At 74.4% G+C, this 23,812-nt stretch carries 23 protein-coding genes; 11 read left to right on the top strand and 12 right to left on the bottom strand.

The genetic code is table 11. From position 1 onward, the window contains the following. Positions 1-51: 51 nt before the first annotated feature. Positions 52-627, bottom strand: a complete 576-nt coding sequence (locus tag ACIQKA_RS08875) for a TetR/AcrR family transcriptional regulator (RefSeq protein WP_383440732.1) — start codon at positions 625-627, stop codon at positions 52-54. Between the two features lie 141 nt (positions 628-768). Here ACIQKA_RS08875 and ACIQKA_RS08870 point away from each other — a divergent pair, with 141 nt between their 5' ends. Continuing rightward, positions 769-3,348 (top strand): glycoside hydrolase family 3 protein, encoded by a 2,580-nt coding sequence (locus ACIQKA_RS08870; RefSeq protein ID WP_402540498.1) that lies wholly within the window; start codon positions 769-771, stop codon positions 3,346-3,348. Positions 3,349-3,408: 60 nt separating this feature from the next. Here ACIQKA_RS08870 and ACIQKA_RS08865 read toward each other — a convergent pair whose 3' ends face one another. Continuing rightward, positions 3,409-4,296, bottom strand: coding sequence for an SGNH/GDSL hydrolase family protein (locus ACIQKA_RS08865; RefSeq protein ID WP_383428608.1), 888 nt, complete (start codon positions 4,294-4,296; stop codon positions 3,409-3,411). A 259-nt stretch (positions 4,297-4,555) separates the two neighbouring features. On the opposite strand from ACIQKA_RS08865, the gene ACIQKA_RS08860 reads away from it, so the two are divergent. Next, positions 4,556-5,050, top strand: coding sequence for a DUF3145 domain-containing protein (locus tag ACIQKA_RS08860; RefSeq protein ID WP_383151128.1), 495 nt, complete (start codon positions 4,556-4,558; stop codon positions 5,048-5,050). A 72-nt stretch (positions 5,051-5,122) separates the two neighbouring features. On the opposite strand, the gene ACIQKA_RS08855 is transcribed toward ACIQKA_RS08860, so the two are convergent. From ACIQKA_RS08855 to ACIQKA_RS08835, 5 genes are all read right to left on the bottom strand, one after another. After that, on the bottom strand, positions 5,123-6,409 hold the full coding sequence (locus ACIQKA_RS08855; RefSeq protein WP_383151129.1) for a beta-ketoacyl-[acyl-carrier-protein] synthase family protein: 1,287 nt from the start codon (positions 6,407-6,409) through the stop codon (positions 5,123-5,125). 78 nt (positions 6,410-6,487) lie between these two features. Continuing rightward, a complete protein-coding gene (locus tag ACIQKA_RS08850; RefSeq protein ID WP_366375737.1) occupies positions 6,488-6,736 on the bottom strand; it encodes an acyl carrier protein in 249 nt (82 codons plus the stop codon). Between the two features lie 55 nt (positions 6,737-6,791). Beyond that, the gene (locus ACIQKA_RS08845; RefSeq protein WP_383151130.1) at positions 6,792-7,823 is read right to left on the bottom strand and encodes a ketoacyl-ACP synthase III; all 1,032 of its coding nucleotides are present in this window, start codon (positions 7,821-7,823) and stop codon (positions 6,792-6,794) included. Between the two features lie 18 nt (positions 7,824-7,841). Continuing rightward, positions 7,842-8,762, bottom strand: coding sequence for an ACP S-malonyltransferase (locus ACIQKA_RS08840; protein WP_383151131.1), 921 nt, complete (start codon positions 8,760-8,762; stop codon positions 7,842-7,844). A gap of 89 nt (positions 8,763-8,851) precedes the next feature. Continuing rightward, positions 8,852-10,033 (bottom strand): helix-turn-helix domain-containing protein, encoded by a 1,182-nt coding sequence (locus tag ACIQKA_RS08835; RefSeq protein WP_366375733.1) that lies wholly within the window; start codon positions 10,031-10,033, stop codon positions 8,852-8,854. A 92-nt stretch (positions 10,034-10,125) separates the two neighbouring features. Between ACIQKA_RS08835 and ACIQKA_RS08830 the strand changes: the two genes are divergently transcribed. Beyond that, the gene (locus tag ACIQKA_RS08830; protein ID WP_402540496.1) at positions 10,126-10,782 is read left to right on the top strand and encodes a pirin family protein; all 657 of its coding nucleotides are present in this window, start codon (positions 10,126-10,128) and stop codon (positions 10,780-10,782) included. A 197-nt stretch (positions 10,783-10,979) separates the two neighbouring features. Then, positions 10,980-11,390 carry a hypothetical protein gene (locus tag ACIQKA_RS08825; protein ID WP_402540494.1) on the top strand — a complete coding sequence of 137 codons (411 nt, stop codon included), beginning with the start codon at positions 10,980-10,982 and terminating at the stop codon, positions 11,388-11,390. A 66-nt stretch (positions 11,391-11,456) separates the two neighbouring features. Here the strand turns inward: ACIQKA_RS08825 and ACIQKA_RS08820 are convergent, their stop codons facing one another. Further along, positions 11,457-12,617: an Ig-like domain-containing protein gene (locus ACIQKA_RS08820; RefSeq protein ID WP_383151136.1), complete on the bottom strand. Its 1,161-nt coding sequence runs from the start codon at positions 12,615-12,617 to the stop codon at positions 11,457-11,459. Between the two features lie 205 nt (positions 12,618-12,822). Here ACIQKA_RS08820 and ACIQKA_RS08815 point away from each other — a divergent pair, with 205 nt between their 5' ends. From ACIQKA_RS08815 to ACIQKA_RS08795, 5 genes are read left to right on the top strand one after another with little or no spacing between them, the layout of a single operon-like run. Then, the gene (locus ACIQKA_RS08815) at positions 12,823-14,001 is read left to right on the top strand and encodes a lipid II:glycine glycyltransferase FemX (RefSeq protein ID WP_383151137.1); all 1,179 of its coding nucleotides are present in this window, start codon (positions 12,823-12,825) and stop codon (positions 13,999-14,001) included. Then, entirely contained in the window at positions 13,998-15,821 is a 1,824-nt protein-coding gene (gene murJ, locus ACIQKA_RS08810) for a murein biosynthesis integral membrane protein MurJ (protein ID WP_402540493.1), read from the top strand. Before ACIQKA_RS08815 ends, murJ begins: the two co-directional genes overlap by 4 nt. 34 nt (positions 15,822-15,855) lie before the next feature. Further along, positions 15,856-16,539: a response regulator gene (locus ACIQKA_RS08805; RefSeq protein ID WP_383151139.1), complete on the top strand. Its 684-nt coding sequence runs from the start codon at positions 15,856-15,858 to the stop codon at positions 16,537-16,539. Then, positions 16,536-18,026 (top strand): ATP-binding protein, encoded by a 1,491-nt coding sequence (locus ACIQKA_RS08800; RefSeq protein WP_383440746.1) that lies wholly within the window; start codon positions 16,536-16,538, stop codon positions 18,024-18,026. Before ACIQKA_RS08805 ends, ACIQKA_RS08800 begins: the two co-directional genes overlap by 4 nt. Then, complete coding sequence (locus ACIQKA_RS08795; protein ID WP_383431800.1) at positions 18,023-18,616, top strand: hypothetical protein; 594 nt, start codon at positions 18,023-18,025, stop codon at positions 18,614-18,616. Before ACIQKA_RS08800 ends, ACIQKA_RS08795 begins: the two co-directional genes overlap by 4 nt. A 68-nt stretch (positions 18,617-18,684) precedes the next feature. On the opposite strand, the gene ACIQKA_RS08790 is transcribed toward ACIQKA_RS08795, so the two are convergent. Both ACIQKA_RS08790 and ACIQKA_RS08785 read right to left on the bottom strand, forming a co-directional pair. Next, positions 18,685-18,957 carry a hypothetical protein gene (locus tag ACIQKA_RS08790; protein ID WP_383151142.1) on the bottom strand — a complete coding sequence of 91 codons (273 nt, stop codon included), beginning with the start codon at positions 18,955-18,957 and terminating at the stop codon, positions 18,685-18,687. A 50-nt stretch (positions 18,958-19,007) separates the two neighbouring features. Next, positions 19,008-19,874 (bottom strand): serine hydrolase domain-containing protein, encoded by an 867-nt coding sequence (locus tag ACIQKA_RS08785; RefSeq protein WP_383151143.1) that lies wholly within the window; start codon positions 19,872-19,874, stop codon positions 19,008-19,010. 70 nt (positions 19,875-19,944) lie between these two features. On the opposite strand from ACIQKA_RS08785, the gene ACIQKA_RS08780 reads away from it, so the two are divergent. Both ACIQKA_RS08780 and ACIQKA_RS08775 read left to right on the top strand, forming a co-directional pair. Next, a complete protein-coding gene (locus ACIQKA_RS08780) occupies positions 19,945-20,394 on the top strand; it encodes a MerR family transcriptional regulator (protein WP_402540492.1) in 450 nt (149 codons plus the stop codon). Next, a complete protein-coding gene (locus ACIQKA_RS08775; protein WP_383151145.1) occupies positions 20,391-21,416 on the top strand; it encodes an aldo/keto reductase in 1,026 nt (341 codons plus the stop codon). The genes ACIQKA_RS08780 and ACIQKA_RS08775 overlap by 4 nt, the downstream gene beginning before the upstream one ends. A gap of 17 nt (positions 21,417-21,433) precedes the next feature. Here the strand turns inward: ACIQKA_RS08775 and ACIQKA_RS08770 are convergent, their stop codons facing one another. Together ACIQKA_RS08770 and ACIQKA_RS08765 are read right to left on the bottom strand one after the other, a co-directional pair. Next, positions 21,434-22,648, bottom strand: a complete 1,215-nt coding sequence (locus ACIQKA_RS08770) for an acyltransferase (protein WP_402540491.1) — start codon at positions 22,646-22,648, stop codon at positions 21,434-21,436. Beyond that, a complete protein-coding gene (locus ACIQKA_RS08765) occupies positions 22,645-23,625 on the bottom strand; it encodes an alpha/beta hydrolase (protein WP_383151147.1) in 981 nt (326 codons plus the stop codon). The genes ACIQKA_RS08770 and ACIQKA_RS08765 overlap by 4 nt, the downstream gene beginning before the upstream one ends. Between the last annotated feature and the right edge of the window lie 187 nt (positions 23,626-23,812).

Below are 23,812 nucleotides of genomic sequence, written 5' to 3'. Positions count from 1 at the left end.
GGGCCGCACCGGCCGACAAGGGCCGCACCGGCCGACAAGGGCCGCACCGGGCTACGAGGGGCTCTCGCCGCCGTACAGCAGCCGTACGAAGTCCCGGAAGGCGCCCGGCATGTCGACCGCCGACGGGTCCAGGAGCCACTGGTACTGGAGGCCGTCCATCACCGCCGTGAGCAGCGGCGCCGCGCGCTCCGGGGTGAGGCCGCCGGGCAGCCGCTCGCCGAACTCCAGGCGCAGCACCTCCGCCATGTGCGCCCGCACCTGCGCGTACCGCTCGGTGAAGAACTCCCGCGCCGGATGCCCGTCCGTGACGCTCTCGCCGAGCAGCGCGGAGAAGGTCTGCACGATCCCGGGGCGCATCGCGTTGTACTCCACGAGGGAGTCGACCAGGTCGAGGCGCCAGCCCCCGCGGCCCCCGCCGCCGCTCGTGTCCCAGTGGTCCCGCTCCTCCAGGACCGCGACGAGCAGGGCCTCCTTGGTCGGGAAGTAGTGCAGCAGCCCCTGCTGGGTCAGCCCGACGCGCTCGGCGACGGCGGCGAGCGTGGCGCCCCGGTAGCCGCGCTCGGCGATCACTTCGAGGGCGGCGCGCACGATGACCGCGCGCCGCTCCTCGCTCCTGGCCCGCACCATCCCCGGGGCTCCCTTCCGAAAGTCCGTCCGGACAGGACCGTACCCCGTCATACAAGTAACAGAATCATCACATCACCTACCTGGCTACAGGGACATCGGTGCACGATGGGGCCATCGGCACGTCGACGAGGAGGTACGGCCATGGCGGAGAGCGGCACGGACGCGGGCACGGCGGGGGAGGCCGCCCGGGAGGCGGTCGTCGAGGCGGCGCTCGGCGGGCTCGACCTGGACGCCAAGGCCCGGCTGCTCGGCGGCAGGGACATGTGGAGCCTGCACCCCCTGCCCGAGATCGGCCTCGCGTCCCTGGTCATGTCCGACGGACCCGTCGGCGTCCGGGGCGTCCGCTGGACCGCCGACGACCCCTCCGTCGCCCTGCCCTCCCCGACCGCGCTCGCCGCCGCCTGGGACCCCGCCCTCGCCCGCCGGGCCGGCCGGCTCCTCGCCCAGGAGGCCCGCCGCAAGGGCGTCCACGTCCTCCTCGCCCCCACCGTCAACCTGCACCGCAGCCCCCTCGGCGGACGCCACTTCGAGGCCTACTCCGAGGACCCCCTCCTCACCGGCGCGATCGGCACCGGCTACGTCCTGGGCGTCCAGGACGGCGGGGTCGGCACCACCGTCAAGCACTTCGTCGCCAACGACGCCGAGACCGACCGCTTCACCGTCGACAACCGCGTCGCGCCCCGCCCGCTCCGCGAGCTCTACCTCGCCCCCTTCGAGGCCGTCGTCGAGAACGCCCGCCCCTGGGGCATCATGACCGCGTACAACCAGGTCAACGGCGTGACCATGACCGAACACCACGAGCTGGTGAACGAGGTCCTGCGCGGCGAGTGGGGCTTCGACGGCGTCGACGTCTCCGACTGGATGGCCGCCCGCTCCACGGCCGGCGCCCTCCGGGGCGGCCTCGACGTCGCGATGCCCGGCCCGGCCACCGTCTACGGCGAGCCCCTCGCCGCCGCCGTCCGCGCCGGGGAGGTGGAGGAGTCCGCCGTCGACACCGCCGTCCGCCGCGTCCTGCGGCTCGCCGCCCGCGTCGGCGCCCTCGAAGGCGCCCCGCCGGCCGTCACCGAACCCCCGGCCCCGATCGACGGCGACGCCCTGGCCCGCGAGATCGCCCACCGCGGCTTCGTCCTCGTACGCAACGAGGCCGCGACACGGGACGGGGCCGCGGTACGGGGGAACGGGGCCGCCGTGCAGGGGGGCGAGGCCGCCGTACGGGACGGGGACCCCGCGCGCGACGAGACCGCCGTACGGGACGCACCCCCCGTCCTCCCCCTCGCCCCCGGCACCACCGTCGCCCTCTCCGGCGCCGCCGCCCGTGACGCCCGCGTCCTCGGCGGCGGCTCCGCCCAGGTCTTCCCCGACCACGTCGTCTCCCCGCTCGACGGCCTCGCCGCCGCCCTGCCCGAAGGCGCCCTGACGTACGCGGTCGGCGCCGACCCCAGCGACGAACCCGCCCCCGCCGACAAGGGGTTCACCCTCCGCGCCCGCTGCCGCGACGCCGCCGGGAACCTGCTCGGCGAGGGCTCCCTGCCCACCGGCCAGGTCCAGTGGATCGGCGGCGACCTGCCCGACGGCGTCACCCACGAGGCCCTCGCCTCCGTCGAGGTCGTCGGCACCTTCACCCCGCGCGAGACCGGCGCGCACTCCTTCGGCACCCGCGGCCTCGGCGCCTTCGTCCTCGCCGTCGACGGCGAGACCGTCTTCGACGGCGTCCAGGCCGCGGGCTCCGAGACCGACCCCTTCGAGGCCTTCTTCGGCTCCCCGGTCGAGCGCGCCGAGGTCCCGCTCACCGCGGGCGAGACCGTCGAGGTCTCCCTGCTCCACACCCTCGACGAGGAGTTCGCGGCCCCGCTGCCGGCCGTCGCCTTCTCCCTCGTCCACCTCGGTCCGCGCCGTGACCCCGACGAACTGATCGCCGAAGCCGTCGGGGCGGCCCGCGCCGCCGACACCGCCGTCGTGGTCGTCGCCACCACCGAACGCGTCGAGTCCGAGGGCTTCGACCGCGCGGACCTCCGGCTCCCCGGCCGCCAGGACGACCTCGTACGGGCCGTCGCCGCCGCCAACCCGAACACCGTGGTCGTGGTCAACGCCGGCTCCCCGGTCGAGATGCCCTGGCGCGAGGACGTGGCCGCGGTCCTGCTCACCTGGTTCCCCGGCCAGGAGGGCGGTGCCGCCCTCGCCGACGTCCTCACCGGCGCCGAGGAGCCCGGCGGCCGCCTCCCCACCACCTGGCCCGCCGTCCTCGCCGACGCCCCCGTCACCGACGTCGTCCCCGTCGACGGGCGACTCGACTACGCCGAGGGCCCCTTCATCGGCCACCGCGCCTGGGACCGGAGCGGGCGGACCCCCGCGTACGCCTTCGGCCACGGCCTCGGCTACACGACCTGGTCGTACGACTCCCTGGTCGCGGGCCCGGACCGGGCCACCGTCCGGCTCACCAACACCGGCGACCGGCCGGGCCGCGAGACCGTCCAGATCTATCTGGCGCCCGCGCCCTCCTCCGGAGCACCCGAGCGCCCGGCCCGCCTCCTGGCCGGCTTCGCGAGCGTCGAGGCGGGTCCGGGGGAGACCGTGGAGACCGGGATCGCGCTGTCCCGGCGGGCCTTCGAGGTCTGGGACGAGGAGAAGGGCGACTGGACCTTCGTTCCCGGGGCATACGAGGTCAGGGCCGCACACTCCCTCGACGACGTGCGCCTGACGGCCGCGCTGGAGGTCGACTGACCCCCGGCGCGGGCCCCGGGACGGCTCCGGGGCGGGACCTGACACCCGCCCCGGGGCCCCTCACCCCGCCGTGATCCGCCGGTACGCCAGCTCCGCCAGCCGCGCCTGGCCGTCCCGGCTGGGATGGAACCAGTCCCAGGGGCTCAACTGGGCTTCGTCGAAGCGGAACCCGTGGACCGCCCCGCCGTCGTAACGGCAGCGCTCGTCCCGCGCGCAGACCTCCGCCAGCACCCGGTTGTACGCGTCCACCCGCTCCGACACCGTCGTGCGGCGCCGCTCCGCCTCGGGCCCCAGGTTCGCCGCGTCCGCCAGCATCGAGCCGCAGATCCCCAGGTCCCAGATCCCCGCCGCGCCGCCGAGCCGGCCCGTCGACCACAGGTGCTTCAGGTCCGGCACGCTCGCCACGTACACCTGCGCCTTCGGCGCCGCCGCCCGCAGCCGGGCGAGCGCCGCCTCGAAGGAGGCACGGAACTCCCCGACCGGGGTCATCAGGCCCGGGGTCGGCCGGCAGGCGTCGTTCGCGCCCATCATCACCGTCACCAACTCCGGCTTCCGGGCCGCCGCGGCGGTCATCTGCTCCGGCAGCTCCGCCATCCGCGCCCCCGTCCGCGCCAGGTTCCAGCTCCGGCCGGCCGCCTTCTCCGGGCCCAGGAGCCGTAGCGCCAGGCTGTTGACGGCCGCGTCCGTCCCGGTCGCCCAGGACGCCTCGGGGCAGTCCGCCAGGAGCGAGCAGGCGTCGAACGCGCGGGTGACGGAGTCGCCGACGGCGGCGAGGGAGGAGGGGGAGGCGTTCCAGGAGGAGGTGGGCGTCGGGCTCGGGGCCGGCGTGCTCCTGGCGGGGGCGGGCGGCTCGGAGGCCCCGGAGGAGCATCCGGCCAGCGCCCCGGCGCACAGCAGCGCCGCCGTCGCGGCGGCGACGGCGGTGCGGAATCGGCGTCGGCCGCGCATCCCCGGCCCCTCCTTCGGCGTCCTCGCGGGTGAAAGCTTCGTGTGCACGGTCATCGGTCCGACCGTACGTCACCCCGACGACGGCGCGGCACGGTAGCTTTTCCCCCGTCGAACCAGAGGCGCCCACGCCGACCGGCTCCGGTAAATTACATCACGTCACAACCTGTCCCCTTTTTGAGGGTTTGTGAAGATCCCCTCCCGATGATGTTTACTGAGGCCGCTGGGAAAAGGCGAACCTCGTCCCACACTGGAGGTCCCGGTGACGACACGTGGAGTCCTGTACGTACACTCCGCACCGCGCGCGCTCTGCCCGCACGTCGAATGGGCGGTGGCGAGCGTCCTCGGTGCGAGGGTCCAGCTCGACTGGGTCCGCCAGCCGGCGTCCCCCGGCACCTGGAGAGCGGAACTCTCCTGGCGGGGCGAGACCGGCACCGCCTCCCGGATCGCCTCCGCCCTGCGCGGCTGGCAGATGCTCCGCTTCGAGGTCACGGCGGAGCCCTGCCCCACCGCCGAGGGCGAGCGCTACAGCGCCACCCCCGACCTGGGCATCTTCCACGCCGTCACCGGCATGCACGGCGACATCCTGGTGCCCGAGGACCGCCTCCGGGCCGCCCTGGCGCGCTCCGCGCAGGGCGAGACGCCGCTGGAGGCCGAGATCGCCAAGCTCCTCGGCAAGCCCTGGGACGACGAGCTGGAGCCCTTCCGCTACGCCGGCGAGGGCGCCCCGGTCCGCTGGCTCCACCAGGTCGTCTGACGCGCCCGGAACACGACGGAGGCCCACCCCCGGCCGGGGGCGGGCCTCCGTCGCGTTCGGCGGGATTCCGGATCAGACCGTGCGGAACGCCAGGACCACGTTGTGGCCGCCGAAGCCGAACGAGTTGTTGATCGCGGCGACCGTGCCCTCCGGGAGCGGACGGGCCTCGCCGCGGACGATGTCCGCGTCGATCTCCGGGTCCAGCTCGTCGACGTTGATCGTCGGCGGGGCGAGGCGGTGGTGCAGCGCCAGGACCGTCGCGACGGTCTCGATGCCGCCCGCGCCGCCGAGGAGGTGACCCGTCATCGACTTCGTCGCGGAGATCGCGACGTGGTCCAGGTCGTCGCCCAGGACGCTCCGCAGCGCCTTGATCTCGGCGGCGTCGCCCTGCGGCGTCGACGTGGCGTGCGCGTTCAGGTGGACGACCTCGGACGGCTTCAGGTCCGTCGAGTCCAGCAGGTTCCGCATCGCGGCCGCGATGCCGCGGCCGGACGGCTCGGGCTGCGCGATGTGGTGGCTGTCGGCCGACAGTCCCTGGCCCAGGACCTCGCAGTAGACGCGCGCGCCGCGCGCCTTCGCGTGCTCCTCGGACTCCAGGACCACGACGCCCGCGCCCTCGCCGAGCACGAAGCCGTCACGGCCGGTGTCGTACGGGCGCGAGGCCTTCTCGGGCTCGTCGTTGCTCTTGGACATCGCCATCATGTTGGCGAAGGCGGCGATCGGCAGCGGGTGGATCGCGGCCTCGGTGCCGCCGGCGACGACCACGTCCGCACGGCCGGTGCGGATCATCTCGACGGCGTAGCCGATCGCCTCGGCGCCCGACGCGCACGCGGAGACCGGGGTGTGGACGCCCGCCCGGGCGTTCACCTCCAGACCCACGTTCGCCGAGGGGCTGTTGGGCATGAGCATGGGGACGGTGTGCGGGGAGACGCGGCGGACGCCCTTCTCCTTCAGCACGTCGTACTGGTCGAGCAGCGTGGTGACGCCGCCGATGCCGGAGGCGATGACGGAACCGAGCCGCTCGGGCGCGATCTTCGCGCCCGACGCGTCAGCGTCTGATGTCACAGCACCGGCCGGGGCGGTGTAGCCCGCGTCGGCCCACGCCTCGCGGGCCGCGATCACGGCGAACTGCGCCGAGCGGTCCAGCTTGCGGGCGAGCGGGCGGGGAAGGACCTCGCCGGGGTCGACGGCGGCCGTCGCGGCGATCTTCACGGGCAGTTCGGCGAAACGTTCGCCCTCAAGAAGACGGACGCCGGAACGCCCCGCGATCAGACCTTCCCAGGTCGATGCGGAGTCGCCACCCAGCGGTGTGGTTGCGCCGATACCGGTGACGACCACGGTGCGATTGGTCGGGCTCACAGGAATTCTTTCTCCCTAGGGTGATGGTCGAAATGCGGCGCCACCGCCGGGTGGCTGACCGGAACAGCGAGGGCCGGATCAGCCCTGGTGCTTCAGGATGTAGTCGACGGCGTCGCCCACGGTCTTGAGGTTCTTGACGTCCTCGTCGGGGATCTTGACGTCGAAACGCTCTTCGGCGGCGACGACGACCTCGACCATGGACAGCGAGTCGACGTCCAGGTCGTCGGTGAAGGACTTGTCCAGCTGGACGTCCTCGGCCGGGATGCCCGCGATCTCGTTGACGATCTCGGCGAGACCTTCGACGATCTGCTCCTGGGTGAAGGCCATGGTGGCGCTCCTTCTGTGATTGCTTCGGTAAGGGACTTCCGGGAGATCCGGGTGCCTAGGGGAGGGTAACGACCGTCGCGGCGTAGACGAGACCCGCCCCGAAGCCGATGACGAGCGCGGTGTCGCCGCTCTTCGCCTTCCCGGTCGCCAGGAGCCGCTCCATCGCGAGCGGGATCGAGGCGGCCGAGGTGTTGCCGGTGGTCTCCACGTCACGGGCGACCGTGACGTGCTCCGGCAGCTTCAAGGTCTTCACCATCGAGTCGATGATCCGCATGTTCGCCTGGTGCGGGATGAAGACGTCCAGGTCGTCCGCCGAGATGCCGGCGGCGTCCAGGGCCTGCTGGGCGACCTTCGCCATCTCGAAGACGGCCCAGCGGAAGACCGCCTGGCCCTCCTGCGTGATGGCGGGGAACTTGATCTCGCCCCGCTCGTTGAGCGGGAGCTGCGAGACGTCGCCGACGCGGAAGTCGTTCCACGGGACCGTCTGCTTGATCGTCTCGGACTTGTCGCCCTCGGAACCCCAGACCGTGGGGCCGATGTGCGGCTCGTCCGACGGGCCGACGATCACGGCGCCGGCGCCGTCGCCGAACAGGAAGGCCGTCGCGCGGTCCTCCAGGTCCGTCAGGTCGCTCAGCCGCTCGACGCCGATGACGAGCACGTACTCCGCCGAACCCTCGACGATCATGCCCTTGGCGAGGGTCAGGCCGTAGCCGAAGCCCGCGCAGCCGGCCGAGATGTCGAACGCGGCGGGCTTGCCCGCGCCGATCCGGTCCGCGATCTCCGTCGCGATGGCCGGGGTCTGGTGGAAGTGCGACACCGTGGAGACGACCACGGCGCCGATCTGCTCCGGGCTGATCCCGGCGTCCGCGATGGCCTTCCCGGAGGCCTCCACCGACATCGCGGCGACGGTCTCCTCCGGAGAGGCCCAGTGCCGGGTGGCGATGCCGGAGCGCGAGCGGATCCACTCGTCGGACGAGTCGATCGTCTCGAGGATCACCTCGTTGGGCACGACCCGCGTGGGACGGTAACCGCCCACGCCGAGGATCCGCGCGTACGGGGCGCCCTTGCTGGGCTTGATCTTCGACATGCTTCTCGACACTCCTCGTCAGACGGCCGCGTGCTCGGCGATGAGCGTACGGGCCGCGTCCAGGTCGTCGGGAGTCTTCAGGGCGACCGTGGCCACGCCCGGCAGGGCCCGCTTGGCGATGCCGGTCAGGGTGCCGCCGGGGCACACCTCGATCAGCGCCGTCGCGCCCAGGTCGTGGAAGGTCTCCATGCACAGGTCCCAGCGGACCGGGTTGGCGACCTGGCCGACCAGGCGGGCCACGATCTCGGCACCGTCCGAGACGACCTTCCCGTCCTTGTTGGAGACGTAGCGGGTGGTCGGGGCGGCCGGCGACAGCAGCGCCGCGGCCTCCTCCAGCTTCGCCACGGCCGGGGCCATGTGGCGGGTGTGGAAGGCGCCGGCGACCTTGAGCGCCACGACCCGGCGGACGCCCTCGGGCTTGTCCGCCTCCAGGGCGGCCAGCTCCTCCAGGGTGCCGGCGGCCACGATCTGGCCCGCGCCGTTCACGTTGGCGGCCGTCAGGCCGAGCTTCTCCAGGTGCGGGACGGTGACCTCGGGGTCGCCGCCGAGCAGCGCCGACATGCCGGTCGCCGTGATCGCGGCGGCCTCCGCCATCGCGAGTCCGCGGGTCCGGACGAGCCGCAGCGCCGCCGTGTCGTCGAGGACGCCCGCGAACGCGGCCGCGGTGAACTCGCCGACGCTGTGACCGGCGACGACGCCGGGCGCGAGGTCGTCACCGAGCGCGGCCGCGGAGAGCAGGCCGGCGGCGACGAGCAGGGGCTGTGCCACGGCGGTGTCGCGGATCTCGTCCGCGTCCGCCTTCGTGCCGTAGTGGGCGAGGTCGAGCCCGATGGCGTCGGACCAGGCCGCCACGCGGTCGGCGGCGCCGGGGAGTTCGAGCCAGGGGGTCAGGAAGCCGGGCGTCTGAGCGCCTTGGCCGGGAGCGACGAGTACGAGCACCCTCACACTCTCTCTTGGGGACGGCTCCGAGCGCCCGTGGGGACAAGGACGAAGAACCGTCGGGGGAATTGTTGGTGTTCGACAAAAGTCTAGGACTGCGTCTCGCCGTCGGCCAAGCGTCCCAGGATGAGCGCGATCCGCAGGGTGAAGGCGGAGCGGACGTCGGAGGGTGACCAGCCGGTGACGTCGGTCACACGTCGAAGCCGGTAGCGCACGGTATTCGGGTGGACGAAGAGCATCCGCGCCGCGCCTTCCAGGCTGCTCGCCTGCTCCAGGTAGACACTGAGAGTTTCCAGAAGCGCCGACCCGGCTTCCTCCAGCGGTCTGTAGATCTCCTCCACCAACTGCTCGCGCGCCGAAGGGTCGGAGGCGATGGCGCGCTCCGGCAGGAGGTCGTCCGCGAGGACCGGACGCGGGGCGTCCTGCCAGGCCGAGCAGGCCTTCAGACCGGCCGCGGCGGCCTGCGCGGAACGCGTCGCCGCGAGCAGGTCGGGGACCACCGGACCGGCCACCACCGGGCCCGGCGCGTACGGCCCGATCAGGGCCTTCGCCACCGCGAGGGGGTTGTCGTCGCCGCCCGCGATCACGACGAGCCGGTTCCCGAGGACCCCGGTGAGCACCTGGAGCTTGGCGTGCCGGGCCGCCCGGCGGATCGCCTCCACCGTCAGCTCGCTGTCCCCGTCCGGGGCCGTGCCGAGCAGCACGCACACGTGGTCCGGGGAGTTCCAGCCGAGGGCGGCGGCCCGCGACACCGCGCCCTCGTCCGCCTCGCCGGACAGCACGGCGTTCACCACGAGGGACTCCAGGCGCGCGTCCCACGCGCCCCGGGCCTCGGCGGCCTGCGCGTACACCTGGGCCGTCGCGAAGGCGATCTCCCGGGCGTAGACGAGGAGCGCCTCGCGGAGCACCGACTCGTCGCCCGGGGCGGCGACCTCCTCGATCGCCGACTCCATCACCTCGATGGTGGTCCGGACCATCTCCACGGTCTGGCGCAGGGTGATCGCCCGGGTCAGCTCGCGGGGCGCGGTGCCGAAGACGTCCGTCGAGATCGCCTGCGGCGTCTCCGGGTGCCGGAACCACTCGGTGAACGCGGCGATGCCGGCCTGGGCGACGAGCCCGATCCACGACCGGTTCTCGGGCGGCATCGCGCGGTACCACGGCAGCGTCTCGTCCATGCGGGCGATGGCGCCGGCGGCCAGCCGCCCGGAGGACTGCTCCAGGCGCTTCAGGGTCGCGGCGTGCGGATGGGAGGCGTTCACGGGTTCAGGCACGGGGACAAGACTGCCTTATCCGGACGCCGACGTGCGGGGTCGGGGCGGGTTCGCCTCCGGCGGGGGGCGGCCGGGTGGCTACGGTGGAACCCGTGATACGCATCCAGCGCGCGGACGAGCGGTACCCCGGCGGCGACCCGGCGACCGGCGTCGACACCCGGCACGCCTTTTCCTTCGGCCCGCACTACGACCCCGACAACCTCCGCTTCGGTTCGCTGATCGCCTGCAACGAGGAACGGCTCGCCCCGGGGGCCGGATTCGACGAGCACCCGCACAGCCACACCGAGATCGTCACCTGGGTCGTGGAGGGCGAGCTCACCCACCGCGACTCGACGGGCCGCGCGACGGTCGTCCGCGCGGGCGACCTCCAGCACCTGAGCGCGGCGGCCGGCGTCCGCCACGTCGAACGCAACGACGCCGGCGCCCCCCTGGTCTTCGTGCAGATGTGGCTCGCCCCGCCGTCGTTCGGCGGGGAGCCGGCGTACGAGGTGGTGCGCGGCACGGGAGGGGACCTCGTGCACGAGGTGCCGGGCGCGACCCTCCGCGTCCACCGCCTGGCGAAGGGCGAACGCGCCCCGCTCCCGGACGCCGGCTCCCTCTACGTCCACGTGACGCGCGGCACGGTGCGCGTCGGCACCGGGGAACTCGCCCCGGGCGACGCGGCCCGCGCCACCGCCGAGAAGGACCTCGTCCTGCTCGCGACCGACGACGCGGAGGTGCTGGTGTGGGAGATGGGGCACGCGGGCTGAGGCCGGCCGGCACGCGGATCGAAGGCCCGGGCGTCCACGCGAAACGAAGATCCGGACGTAGAGGAGCAGGCTAAGCTCCCGACGGCGGATCCCGGACGGACGTTCGACGAGGCTTTCGCCGTTGCCGTCTCCGCCGTCTCCCGTCCGTCGGCGACGGAGACCTCCACCGCCGCACGCACCGATACGGAGAACGGCAGATGCGCCACGCCCGTCGACTCACGCTGGTGGCCGCGCTGCTCGTCCTGCTGGCGCAGGCGCTGCTCAGCGCCGCCTATCTCTTCTGGTTCTTCCCGGTCTTCGCCGACGGGATCGGCCCGGACGGCCCCGGGGCGGGCACGAGCGGTGCCGGCCTGACGGTCCCCGTCTCCCTCGCGGCGGGAGCCGTCGTCACCGTGCTCGGCCTCTGGGTCCTGTACCGGTTGGCGCGGGCCCTGGCGGGCGGGCCGACGGCGACCCGCCCGTTCCTCGTCGCGGCAGCGGTGCAGTTCCTCACCCTCGTGGGTTCGGCGGCGATCCGCCTGACGCCCCTGGCCGCGACGGCGGCGCTTTCCCTGCTGTTCGTGCTCGCCGGACTCCTGATGGAAAGCCGGTACGGGAGGACGGCCTGAGGAACGCGGGCCGGAGGCGCGCACCGTCCGAACCGCCCCCGGGAACCGCCCGCCGGGGAGCGGGACTCAGCTCAGCGCGCTCTTCGCCTTCCAGTCCGCCCAGCTCACGTTCCACGCGCCGTACCCGTTGCCCTCGGCGACCGTGCCCTTCGTGTCGGCGCCCTTGATCTCGAACGGGTCGCCCGGCTTCACCAGGGCGTAGAGCGCGGCCGCGTTCTCGTCGCTCATGCCGATGCAGCCCGAACTGTGGTTGGCGTTGCCGAAGTAGCGGGCGTTCCACGGGGCCGCGTGGGCGTACATGCCCGACCAGGTCAGGCGCATCGAGTAGTCGACCATCTTGTCGTAGGCGTCGCCCAGGCCGACGGTCTCCGAGTTCATGTTGATGGTGCCCTCCTTCGCCATCAGGACGGCCGTGCCCCGCCAGGAGCGCTTGTCGCCGCCCGGGGTGCCGCCGGAGACCGGGATCGTGCGGACGGCGCCGCCGTTCTTCAGGACCGTGAGCCGGTGGCTGTCCAGGTCCACCTTCACCACCTGCGCGTCGCCCACCGTGAAGCCAGTCGCGTAGTCCCGCACGAACCAGCCGCCGCCCGAGTCCGTGCCGTTCAGGGCCGCTTCGAGGGTGACCTTCGTGCCCGGCTTCCAGTACTCCTTCGGCCGCCAGTCCGCCCTGTCCCGGCCCGACCAGTCCTTCACCCAGCCCCAGGAGCCCTCGGTGCCGTTCGAGGTCGTCACCTTGAGCTGCCTCTCGACGTCCGCCTTCTTCGTCACCGGGTGGTCGAAGACGATCGAGAGGGGGTGGGCGATGCCCACGGTGGTGTTCTTGCCCGGGGCCAGCGTCAGCTTGTTGACCTTCTCGGGGTCCGGCGTCGAGAAGGACGAACGGGTCGTCGTCTCCTTGCCGTCGGCGCCGCCGGCCGTGACCTCCACCGTGTACGAGGTGCCCGGGGCCGCCCTGCGGTCCGACGTCCAGCGCGTGCCGCTCGCGTCCACGCGGCCGGGGAGGGCGCCGCCCTTCGCGTCGGTGACCTTCACCGCGGCCAGCTTGCCGCCCGTGGCCGTCACCGTCACCGGCTTGCCCGCCGCCCTGTCCACGACCGTCACCTTCGCCGGTGGCGCCGGGGACCGCTCCGCCGGGGACCTGTCCGCCGCCTGGGCCGAGCAGGCCGTGAGGGAGACCGCCAGGGCGACGGCGGCGAGGGTGGGACGGGATGTGCGTATCGGCAGCACGGAAGGCCTCCGCGGGTGGGGAGAGAGTGGGATGTTCCGGACTCTAGGACGGCCGGAACGGCTCGGAGGTTTCCGAACGCCCGTGTGACGTGTGCTGCGACGGAACGGTCATCGTCCGGTCACACACGCCGCGCGGCTCCGTCGCATTCGGCTGTGAGCCTGCTGTGCGCCCCACCACCGAGGGGCGGAACCAGGAGGCCCCGTTGTGTCAGCGTCGCTCGTGACGGCCGCGCCCGTCGACCGGCCCGCTCCGCTCCGGCTCGGTCCCGTGACGCCCGAGGCCTACCGGGCGTTCCTCGCGACCCGGACCGGCGCGGACGGGCCCAGCTTCCTCCAAGTGCCCGCGTGGGCCCGGGTGAAGGAGGGGTGGTGCCACCAACTGGTGGGCTGGGGGCCCGCAGGAGGCGCGCCGACGGGCGTCGCACTGGTGCTCCTGCGGCCCTTCCCCGGCACCCGCAAGTACTTCGCCTACCTCCCCGAAGGGCCCGTCGCCGACTGGGCCGACCCCGACCTGGACGGGTGGCTCGGGCCGCTCCTCGGGCACCTGAGGGCCTCCGGCGCCTTCGCCGTGCGCATCGGTCCCGGCCCCGCCCACCGCCGCTGGAACGCCTCCACCGTCAAGGCCGCCGCCGGGACCGGCCGCAGGATCTCCGACGTCCTCGCCGACGAGGTCGACCCGCTCGGCACCGCCGTCGCCGAACGCCTCCGGGCCCGGGGCTGGCGGCGCTGCGGCGGCGACTCCGAGGACGGCGCCGACGCCCAGCCCCGGCACGTCTTCCAGGTCCCGCTGACCGGCCGCAGCGCCGACGACCTGTGGTCCGGGCTCAACCAGGAGTGGCGCAGGAACGTGCGGAAGGCCCGCAAGGCCGGCGTCGAGGTCACGGTCGGCTCCGCCGCCGACCTGCCCGAGTTCTACCGGCTGCTGCGGATCACCGAGGAGCGGGACGGGTTCCGGCTCGGGCGGTCCCTCGCGTACTACGAGCGCCAGTACGCCGCCCTCAACGCCGAGGAGCCGGGACGGATGAAGCTCTACCTGGCCCGCCACGAGGGCGAGGTCCTCGCCGCGCACACCATGGTCACCGTGGGCGGACGCGTCTGGTACCAGACCGGCGCCTCCGCCGACCACCGGCGCGAGGTCCGCCCCTCCAACGCCCTCCAGTGGCGCATGCTGCTCGACGCCCACGCCCTCGGCGCCGCCGTCTACGACCTGCGCGGGGTACCCTCCACCCTCGACCCGGACGACCGTGCCCACGGCCTCCTCCGCTGGAAGCTCGGCACGGGCGGCCGGGTCGTCGAGACGCTGGGGGAGTGGGAGACACCGATGCGGGGCACGACCAACCAGGCGCTCTACCGCGCCTTCCAGACCTACATGGCCCGCCGATGACGGCACCCGTGTCCGTGGCGGGCACCCCGGACGTTCCGGACGCTCCGGGTTCCCCGGCCACTCCAGCCACTTCGGCCACCTCTGCCACCCCGACCGCCTCTGCCTCCCCGGGCACCCCGGCCGCCCCGAGCGCGTCGGACCCCACGCGCGCTCCGGACACTCCGGGCATCCCGGATGCCGCGAAAGACCCGGGCGCGAAAGCCCCCTCCGCCCTCCGCAGCGGCGCCCTCATGGCCGCCGGGTCGCTCGTCTCCCGCGCGACCGGCTTCGTCCGCGCCTCCGTCGTCGCCGCCGCGCTCGGCGCGGCCGTCGTCGCCGACGGCTACGCGGTCGGGAACTCCGTCCCCACGATCATCTACACCCTGCTCCTGGGCGGCGCCCTCAACGCCGTCTTCGTCCCCGAGCTGGTCAAGGCCGCCAAGGAGCACGAGGACGGCGGCGTCGCCTACACCGACCGGCTGCTCACGCTGTGCGCGCTCGCCCTCGTCGTGCTCACCGCCGCAGCCGTGCTCGCCGCGCCGCTCGTCGTCGACGCGTACACCGACTACACGGGCGCGCAGCGGGAGATGACCGTCGCCTTCGCCCGCGCCTGCCTCCCGCAGATCCTCTTCCTCGGGCTCTTCACGCTCCTCGGACAGGTCCTCAACGCCCGGGGCCGGTTCGGCGCCATGATGTGGACGCCCGTCCTCAACAACGTGGTCGTGGTGGCGGTCTTCGGCCTCTTCCTGGCCGTGAGCGACGGGGGCGCGCTCAGCGCGGGGGAGACCGCGCTCCTCGGATGGGGCACCACCGCCGGGATCGCGCTCCAGGCCCTGGCCCTCGTCCCCCCTCTGCGCGCCGCCGGGTTCCGCTGGCGGCCCCGCTTCGACTGGCGCGGCAGCGGCCTCGCCGCCCCGCTGCGGTCGGCCGGCTGGCTGGTGCTGCTCGTCCTCACCAACCAGGGCGCGTACTGGGTGACCACCTGGATCGCCACCTCGGCGGGCGGCTCGGCGACCGGCGGCGGTTCGGGCCTCGCCGGGTACAACAACGCCTATCTGCTGTGGGCCGTGCCGCACGGGATCGTCACCGTCTCCCTGGTGACCGCGCTGCTGCCCCGGATGAGCGGGGCCGCGGCCGACGGCGACCTCGCCGGGGTCCGGCGGGACGTCTCGTACGCGCTGCGGACCAGCTCCGCCGCCGTCGTGCCCGCCGCCTGCGCGCTCCTCGCGCTCGCCGTGCCCCTGATGACGGTGGTCTTCCGGTACGGGGCGACGGACGACGGCGACATCCGCGCGATGTCCTGGATCCTGATGGCCCTCGCGCCCGGCCTCGTGGCCCTCTCCGGCCAGTACGTCTGCACCCGCGCCTTCTACGCCCTGCGCGACACCCGCACCCCCTTCCTGCTCAACCTGGTGATCGCCGGGCTGAACGCGGGCCTCTCCTTCTCCGCGTACCTCCTGCTGCCCGCCCACTGGGCCGTCGCCGGGATGGCGGGGGCGTACTCGCTGGCGCTGTGGGCGGGCTGGGGCGTGACGGCGTACGTGCTGCGGCGGCGGCTCGGGGGAGCCGGGGGGACCGGGGCCGCCGGGAGCGCGGACGGCGCCGGGGGCTCCGTCGCCGGGCTCGCGCGGCTCCTCGTCGCCGCCGTGCCCGCCGCCGGGTACGGACTCCTCGTCACCGACCTGGTCGGCCCGGCCGGGGCCGTGCCCGCCGGGACCGCCGGGGCGCTCACGATCCTCGCCGTCTTCGCCGTCCTGGCCCGGCCCCTGCGCCTCACCGGGGTGCGGGACCTGCTCGACAGGCTCACGGGACGCCTCCGCCGCCCCGTGCCCCGCGCGTGACCCCCGCCCCGACGACCTTGGGATACTCCACGACATGCCCCGCGTGCTCCTGATAGAAGACGACCCCTCCGTGCGCGAGGGGGTCGAACTCGGGCTGCGGCGGCGCGGGCACGAGGTGCGGACCGCGCCCACCGGGGAGGCGGGGCTCGCCGCGCTCGGCGAGTTCCGGCCGGACCTGCTCCTGCTCGACCTGATGCTGCCCGGCATGAACGGCGTCCAGGTCTGCCGCCGGGTCCGGGAGGACAGCCAGCTCCCGATCATCATGCTGACCGCCCGGGGCGACGACTTCGACGTCGTCGTCGGCCTGGAGGCCGGAGCCGACGACTACATCGTCAAGCCCGCCCGCACCGAGGTCATCGAGGCGCGCATCCGGGCCGTGCTCCGCCGGATCGAGGAGCCCGGCTCCGGGCGGTCCGCCGTCGAGGTCCACGGGGAGCTGGCCGTCGACCGGGCCGGGCTCACCGTCGCCAAGGCGGGCGAACCGATCGCCCTCGCCCCCTCCGAGATGAAGCTGCTGCTCCACCTCTCCGCCGCCCCCGAGCAGGTCTTCAGCCGGCAGCAGCTCCTCGAACACGTCTGGGAGCACAGCTACCACGGGGACGCCCGGCTGGTCGACGCCTGCGTCCGCCGGCTCCGGAACAAGATCGAGGACGTCCCCGGCGAACCCCGCTACATCCAGACCCTGCGCGGCTTCGGCTACCGCTTCGGACCGCTGTGAGGCTCCGCACGCGGAGGGGCGGGGCCCCCGGGTCCCGCCGGGCCCGCGCCCCGCGTCTGCGCCCGCACCCCTTCGGGCTGCGCACCCGGCTCGTCCTCGCCTTCCTGCTCGTCGCCGCCGTCGGCTGCGGCACCACCGCCGCCCTCACCTACCGGGCCGCCCGCAACGCCGTCCTGGAGCAGACCCAGAACACCGCCGTCTCCGCCTTCCGCGAGCAGGTCGACGAGCTGTACGTCAGCCTGCCCGTCGACGCCGGCTCGCTGCGGGACGCGGCCCTCCGGATCGCCCGCCAGGGCAAGCCCCGCCCCTGGCGCGTCTACGCCGAGTACGGCACCGTCCGCGTCTCCTCCACCGACCGGCCCGCCTCCTCCGTCATCACCCCCGAACTGCGGGCCCGCGCCCAGGCCCGGGACGCCTCCCCGCACGCCGGATTCCAGCGGGTCGTGAAGAACGGCACCCCCTACCTGACCATCGCCGTCCCCGCCGTCTTCCTGACCCACCCCGAGGGAACCGCCCGGCCCACCGGCCTCGTCCTCTACGCCGTCATGGAGCTGAACGAGGAGGAGGCCAACGTCGAGGCCATGGTCACCGCCGCCCGCGACGGCGCCCTGCCCGCCCTCGCCGTCGCCCTGATCCCCGCGCTCCTCGCCGCCCGGGGCGTCCTGCGGCCCGTGCGGGAGCTGCGGCACGCCGCCCACAACATGGGACAGGGCCGCCTCGACACCCGCATCCACGCCAAGGGCAGCGACGAACTCTCCGATCTGGCCCGCACGTTCAACGAGTCGGCCGCCCGGCTCGAACGCTCCGTCACCGAACTCCGCGAGGCCGAGGCCCGCGCCCGCCGCTTCGCCTCCGACGTCTCGCACGAGCTGCGCACCCCGCTCGCCGGGATGCTCGCCGTCACCGAGGTCCTGGACGAGGACGCCGGGAGCCTCGACAGCGACACCGCCCGCGCGGTCCGCCTGATCAGCGCCGAGACCGGGAAGCTCGCCGTCCTCGTCGAGGACCTGATGGAGATCTCCCGCTTCGACGCGCGCGCCGCCGAGCTGCACACGGACGAGGTCGACGCCGCCGACTGCGTCCGCAAGACCCTCCAGCACCGCCACTGGGACGACCCGGCGCGGGTCGTCCCGCAGCTGGCCGAGGGGATCAGGGCCCGGCTCGACCCGCGCCGCTTCGACGTCGTCGTCGCCAACCTCGTCGGCAACGCCCTGCGGCACGGCGGGGCGCCCGTCACGGTCCGGCTGTACGCGGAGGGGGACGTGCTGGTGACGGAGGTGTCCGACCGGGGGCCGGGCATCGACCCGGAGGTCCTGCCGCACGTCTTCGACCGCTTCTACAAGGCGGACCGGGCCAGGACCCGCTCGGCGGGCAGCGGCCTCGGCCTCGCGATCACCCTGGAGAACGTGCGGCTCCACGGCGGCACCGTCACGGCGGCCAACCGGCCGGAGGGCGGGGCCGTGTTCACCGTGCGGACGCCGCGGTGAGGCGCCGGACGGTCGCCGCCCTGCTCCTGCCGCTCGTCCTGGCCGGCTGCGGCATACGGGAGACCGACGTCGTCGAGGCGGGCGGGGCCGCGACCGTCCTCGTCCAGCCGGTCCCCGAGGACCGGATGACGCTCTACTTCGTCGGCCCGGACGGCCGGATGATGCCGATGGTCCGCGACACGGGGCGCCCCTGGCCGTCCACCACCTCCCCGGCCGGCGAGACGGTCCCGTACGACGGCTTCGGACCGGAGTACGAGATCTCCGCCGGGGCCCTGCGACGCGAGCGGGTCACCACCGAGAAGGTCCTCGCCGCGCTGATGGCCGGGCCGGTGGACCGGGAGGCGGCGGCGGGCGCCACCACCGCCCTGCCGCAGGGCGGCAAGGGGGCTCCGCGCGTGGAGGCCGGGCCCGGCGGACCGTCCGCCCGGACGCGCCGGCTCCGGGTCTCCTTCCCCGTGCGGGGGCTCCCGGAGGCGGCCGTCCGCCAGCTCGTGTGCACGACCGCCTTCGCGGAGGACCCGACGGGCCGGACCGAGGTGACGGTCACCGGCCCCGACGGCTCCCTGCCCGCCGCGGGCTGCGAGGGGTAGGGCCCGTCCGGTCCCGATCCGCCGGACGGGTTCCGGCGCCCGCCCGGCCGCGATCCGCCGGACGGGATTCAGGCGCGGGCGAACGCCCGGCCCGCGACGACGTTCGCGATCACCACGTAGACGACCGCGGGGATGCCGTAGTCGAGCAGCACCTGGAGGGTGTGCGCGGAGACGTCGAAGAGCCCGATCGACCAGCCGGCGAGCCAGTCGGCGGCGGAGTGGAACCAGCCGACGACGGTGTTGCCCCGGTTGGCGTCGAGCAGGTCCATGAGGATCCAGACGACCAGGATGCCCGCGAGGACGTGGGCCACGGTTCTTATGACGGAGTCGATGCCTCTCATGGACTCCGTTTTGCCCGCCCCGGCCGCGACAAACGGCCCCTGCGGGCCCGTTACACCGCCCGCAGGTCCGCCAGGACCGCGTCCGTGAACGCCGGCCAGGCCTCGACCGCCCACGGCCCGAAGGGCCGGTCGGTGAGCGCCACGCACGCGGCCCGCGCGTCCGGGTCGATCCACAGGAAGGTGCCGGACTGCCCGAAGTGCCCGAAGGTGCGCGGCGAGGAGCCGGCGCCCGTCCAGTGCGGGGACTTCCCGTCGCGGATCTCGAAGCCGAGCCCCCAGTCGTTCGGCCGCTGGTGCCCGTAGCCGGGCAGGACGCCGGTCAGACCGGGGTGCGTCACGGTCATCGCGTCCAGGACGGTCCGGGCGTCGAGCAGCCGGGGCGCCTGCACCTCGGCGGCGAACCGCACCAGGTCGTCCACGGTCGACACGCCGTCCTTGGCCGGCGAGCCCTCCAGGGCCGTCGACGCCATGCCGAGCGGCTCCAGGACCGCCTGGCGCAGGTAGTCGGCGAAGGGGATGTCGGTGGCCTTGGCGACGTGGTCGCCGAGGGCCTCGAAGCCGGTGTTGGAGTAGATCCGGCGGGTGCCCGGGGCGGCCTGCACCCGGTTCTCGTCGAAGGCGAGGCCCGAGGTGTGGGCGAGGAGGTGGCGGACGGTCGAGCCCTCGGGCCCGGCCGGCTCGTCCAGGTCGATCGCCCCCTCCTCGTACGCGACGAGCACCGCGTAGGCGGCCAGCGGCTTGGTCACCGAGGCGAGCGGGAAGCGCCGCCCGGTGGGGCCGTGGGCCCCGGCGAGGGTGCCGTCCGCGCGGACCGCGGCGGCGGCCGCGGTGGGGACCGGCCAGTCCTCGATCGACGCCAGGCTCGGCAGACCCTTCTCCACGCTGTCCTCCACGGAACCCTCCACAGGCCTCTCCATGGGACCGAGCCTACTTGCCCTCCGGGAACGGGCTTGCTTCGAGTGCACTCCAACCCCCTAGCGTGGAGGCATGAGCGCGATCGCGAGCACGAGCGGTACGGCCGTGGGCGGCACGACGGGCGGCCCGACCACCGGTGACGGCCGGACGCCGCACCACACCATCGGCGAGGTCGCCGCCCTGACCGGTCTCTCGGCGCACACCCTGCGCTGGTACGAGCGGATCGGCCTCATGCCGCACGTCGACCGCTCGCACACGGGGCAGCGCCGCTTCACCTCGCGCGACCTGGACTGGCTGGCCTTCGTCGGCAAGCTGCGGCTGACCGGGATGCCGGTCGCCGACATGGTCCGGTACGCCGAGCTGGTGCGCGCGGGGGACCACACCCGTGAGGAGCGGCGCGCGCTCCTGGAGGCCACCCGGCGGGACGTCCTCGCCCGGGTCGCCGAGCTCCGGGACACGCTCGCCGTGCTCGACGTCAAGATCGCCCACTACGGGACCGCATGCGGAGGAACACCTTCATGACCAGCGTGAACAGGATCGACACCGTGCGCCTCGGGGGCCAGGACGGACCGGAGGTCGGCGTCCAGGGATTCGGTGCCATGGGCATCAGCGAGTTCTACGGCGCCACCGACGAGACCGCCGCCCGCGACACCCTCGACGCGGCCCTGGAGGCCGGCGTCACCCTGATCGACACCGCCGACATCTACGGCAACGGCGCCAACGAGGAGTTCCTCGCGCCCTTCCTCGCCGCCCACCGCGACGAGGTCGTCCTCGCCACCAAGTTCGCCATCGAGCGGCGCGCCGACGACCCCTCCCACCGGGGCGTCCGCAACGACCCGGCGTACATCAGGAACGCGGTCGAGAACAGCCTGCGCCGCCTCGGCGTCGAGACCATCGACCTCTACTACATGCACCGCCGCGACCCCGGGGTCCCGTTCGCCGAGTCCGTCGGCGCGATGGCCGAACTCGTCCGGGAGGGCAAGGTCCGCCACCTGGGCCTGAGCGAGGTCACCGGGCCCGAGCTGCGCGAGGCCCACGCCGTGCACCCGATCGCCGCCCTCCAGTCGGAGTGGTCGCTCTTCTCCCGGGACGTGGAGCGCAGCGCCGTCGGCGCCGCCGCCGACCTCGGCGTGACCGTCGTGCCGTACTCGCCGCTCGGCCGGGGCTTCCTGACCGGGGCGTTCGCGGACGCCGCCAAGGACCTCAAGGGCGGCGACTTCCGGGCCCAGCAGCCCCGGTTCACCGGCGAGAACGCGCAGCGGAACACCGCCCTCCTCGACCCGGTCCGCAAGATCGCCGCCGCCCACGGGGCGACCCCGGCGCAGATCGCCCTCGCCTGGGTCCACCGGCGGGCCTCCGTGCACGGCCTCACGGTCGTCCCGATCCCCGGCACCCGCAAGCGCTCCCGCCTCCTGGAGAACGCGGCCGCCACCCGCGTCGCCCTCACCGACGCCGAACTGGCCGAGCTGGAGCCGATCGCCGGCCTGGTGGCGGGCGACCGCTACCCGGACATGAGCTTCACGGCGGTGGGCCGGGAGGTCTGAGCACCCCGCGGAACGGTTCACCCGAGCCCCAGCGCGAACACCCCGAAGCCCGCCGCGAGCAGCCCCGCCAAGGCGCGGCGGGCGGGCCCGGCCCCCGTCCACGGGGACTCGAAGCCCCGCGCGTACCGCCCGATCAGGACGAGGAGCCCGGCGAAGACCGGCAGCCAGGCCGACCGGGCCAGGAGCCAGCCCGCCGAGTCGGGCGCGCCGACCAGGCCCGGGACCTCCCCGGCGTACGCGGCGGGGACCGCGGCGGCGAGCATCGCCGTCTGGTGCCAGCACAGGACCGTCATCGCCGAGAGGTTCACGACCACGACCGGCGCCCAGAGCGCGGGCCGCCGCAGGAGCGTGCCGAGCCGGTCGCGGAGCAGGACCGCGGCGCCGCTCTGCGCGGCGGCCAGCGCGAGGACGAGCAGCGACGGCGGGTGCGAGTTGGTGCGGGCCTCGCCGGGGACGCCGACCATCGACGCCGGATAGCCGAAGGCGAGCAGCAGCACGGCGAAGAGGGCGGCCCCGCCGGCCAGCAGGGCCCACGCGTGGCGCCGGGTCACCCGGCCCTCGCCCCACGAGACGCCGAGCTGATAGGCGAAGAGCCAGCCGGGCAGGATGTTCAGGAGGCTCAGCCAGGACGGCACGGCGTCGGCGTGCGGCCCGTACCGCAGCAGGTCGACGACGGCGACCGAACCGAGCAGCGGGGCCGCCGCCCACACCCCGAGGCGGCGGGCGGCCCGCACGCAGTACGGGGTGAGCGCGGTGACCACCGTGTAGACCCCGACGAACCAGAGCGGCTGGACCACCAGCGTCGACGCCGTCCGCAGGGTGTCCACGGGCACCCCGAGCCCGAAGTGGAGCAGGGGCAGGAGCAGTGCCCACACGGCGGTGACCCCGAGCACGGGCCGCCCGAGCCGGGCGAGCCGGGCCCTGAGCCAGTCGCCCGTGGAGCCCTTCCGGCGCCGGTACGAGAGGACGGACGCGTACCCGCCGACCAGGAAGAAGATCCCCAGCATCTGGAGGATCCAGCTGACCGGCGCGAGCCCGGGGAAGGCGGCGAGCGGGCTGGCGTTGTGGAGCGCGCCGTCGGCGGAGGGCGTGAAGCCGCCGAGCAGCCAGTGGCCGGTGGGCACGGCGAGCAGGGCGAGGGCCCGCAGCCCGTCGACCGCCCGGTCGCGGTGGGCGGGGGTGGCGGCCTCGATCCGCAGGGCCGCGCGCCTCACGAGGGCGGGGGCGCTCATCGGACGTCCCCCTCGGCGATCGCGGCGAACGCGCGCAGGGAGGAGGTCCCGGCCGCGAAGTAGCCGTCGTGGCCGGTGGCGTCCCCGGCCGGGATCCGGCGCGCGCCGAAGGACGGATCGGTGGGGTCGGTCCCGTGCCCGAGGCCCGCGAACGAGACGTTCGGGACGCGGTCGATCCAGTCGGTCGGATCCTTCGCCGCCCACACCCGCGCGGAGGTGCCGAGGTCCGCGACGTTCTCGGCGCGCATGCCGGGCGAACCGAACACCACCAGGTCCTTCGCCTTCAGCTCGTGCGCGGCGAGCCCGCAGACCACCGAGCCGTAGCTGTGGCAGAACACCGAGGGCTCGGCCGCCCCGACGGCCGCCAGTCCGTCCGCGAACCGGGCGAGCCGCCCGGCCCCGGCCTCGGCGAGCCGCCCGGTGGCCGCGTCCGGGCCGAGGCCGACGGGCGTGGTGTACCCGGCCCAGGCGACGACCGCCGTCCGGCCGCCGGTCGCCCGGTGCAGCGCGGACGCCATGTCCGCGAGCGGCCGGACGCGCCCGGCGTCGACGTCGGAGCCGGGCACGACCACCGCCACGTGGGCGGCCCGCGCCAGGTCCCCGTACACCAGGGCCACCTGCCCCCGGCCGCGCGGGTCGAAGGCGAGCACCCGGGCGTCGCCGAACGCCCCCTTCGTGGCGAGGGCGTTGGCCTCGTACCGCAGCTCCGGCGGGGCCCCGTCGAGGTTCCCGACGACGGTCGGGTGGTCCCGCACCAGCTCCTTCCTCCGTACGGGATCGAGTCCCGCGAAGAACCGCGCGGTCCCGGCCGGCCCCATCCCCTCCGGGTCCGGCAGCCCCGCACCCCGCCACGCCCCGATCCCGACCGGCGCTCCGGTCACGGCCTCCTGGGCGTCCCCGGACGCCCATCCGGCCGTCCCCGCGACGGCGGCGGCCGCCAGGGCCAGGGTGATCAGGGTCCTCGAAACGCGGCGCATGGGCCCGCCCTCCCTCTCCGGTTCCTCGTTCGCCCGCCGGTCGTCCGGCGACGGGAGGAAGGTAGGAAGGGGGTGGGTGACGGCACGTCACACCGGGGGGCCAATCACCGCCTGATACCGGGGTAGGGGGTGGAGGAACGGCGGACCCCCGGGAGGAGGTGGGGGTTTCCCCCGGGGGCGTACGGGC

The organism is Streptomyces sp. NPDC092045 (genome assembly GCF_044756005.1).
Taxonomy (GTDB): domain Bacteria; phylum Actinomycetota; class Actinomycetes; order Streptomycetales; family Streptomycetaceae; genus Streptomyces.
The sequence above is the reverse complement of the archived record's forward strand: the minus strand, read 5'-3'. Positions and strand labels throughout refer to the sequence as shown.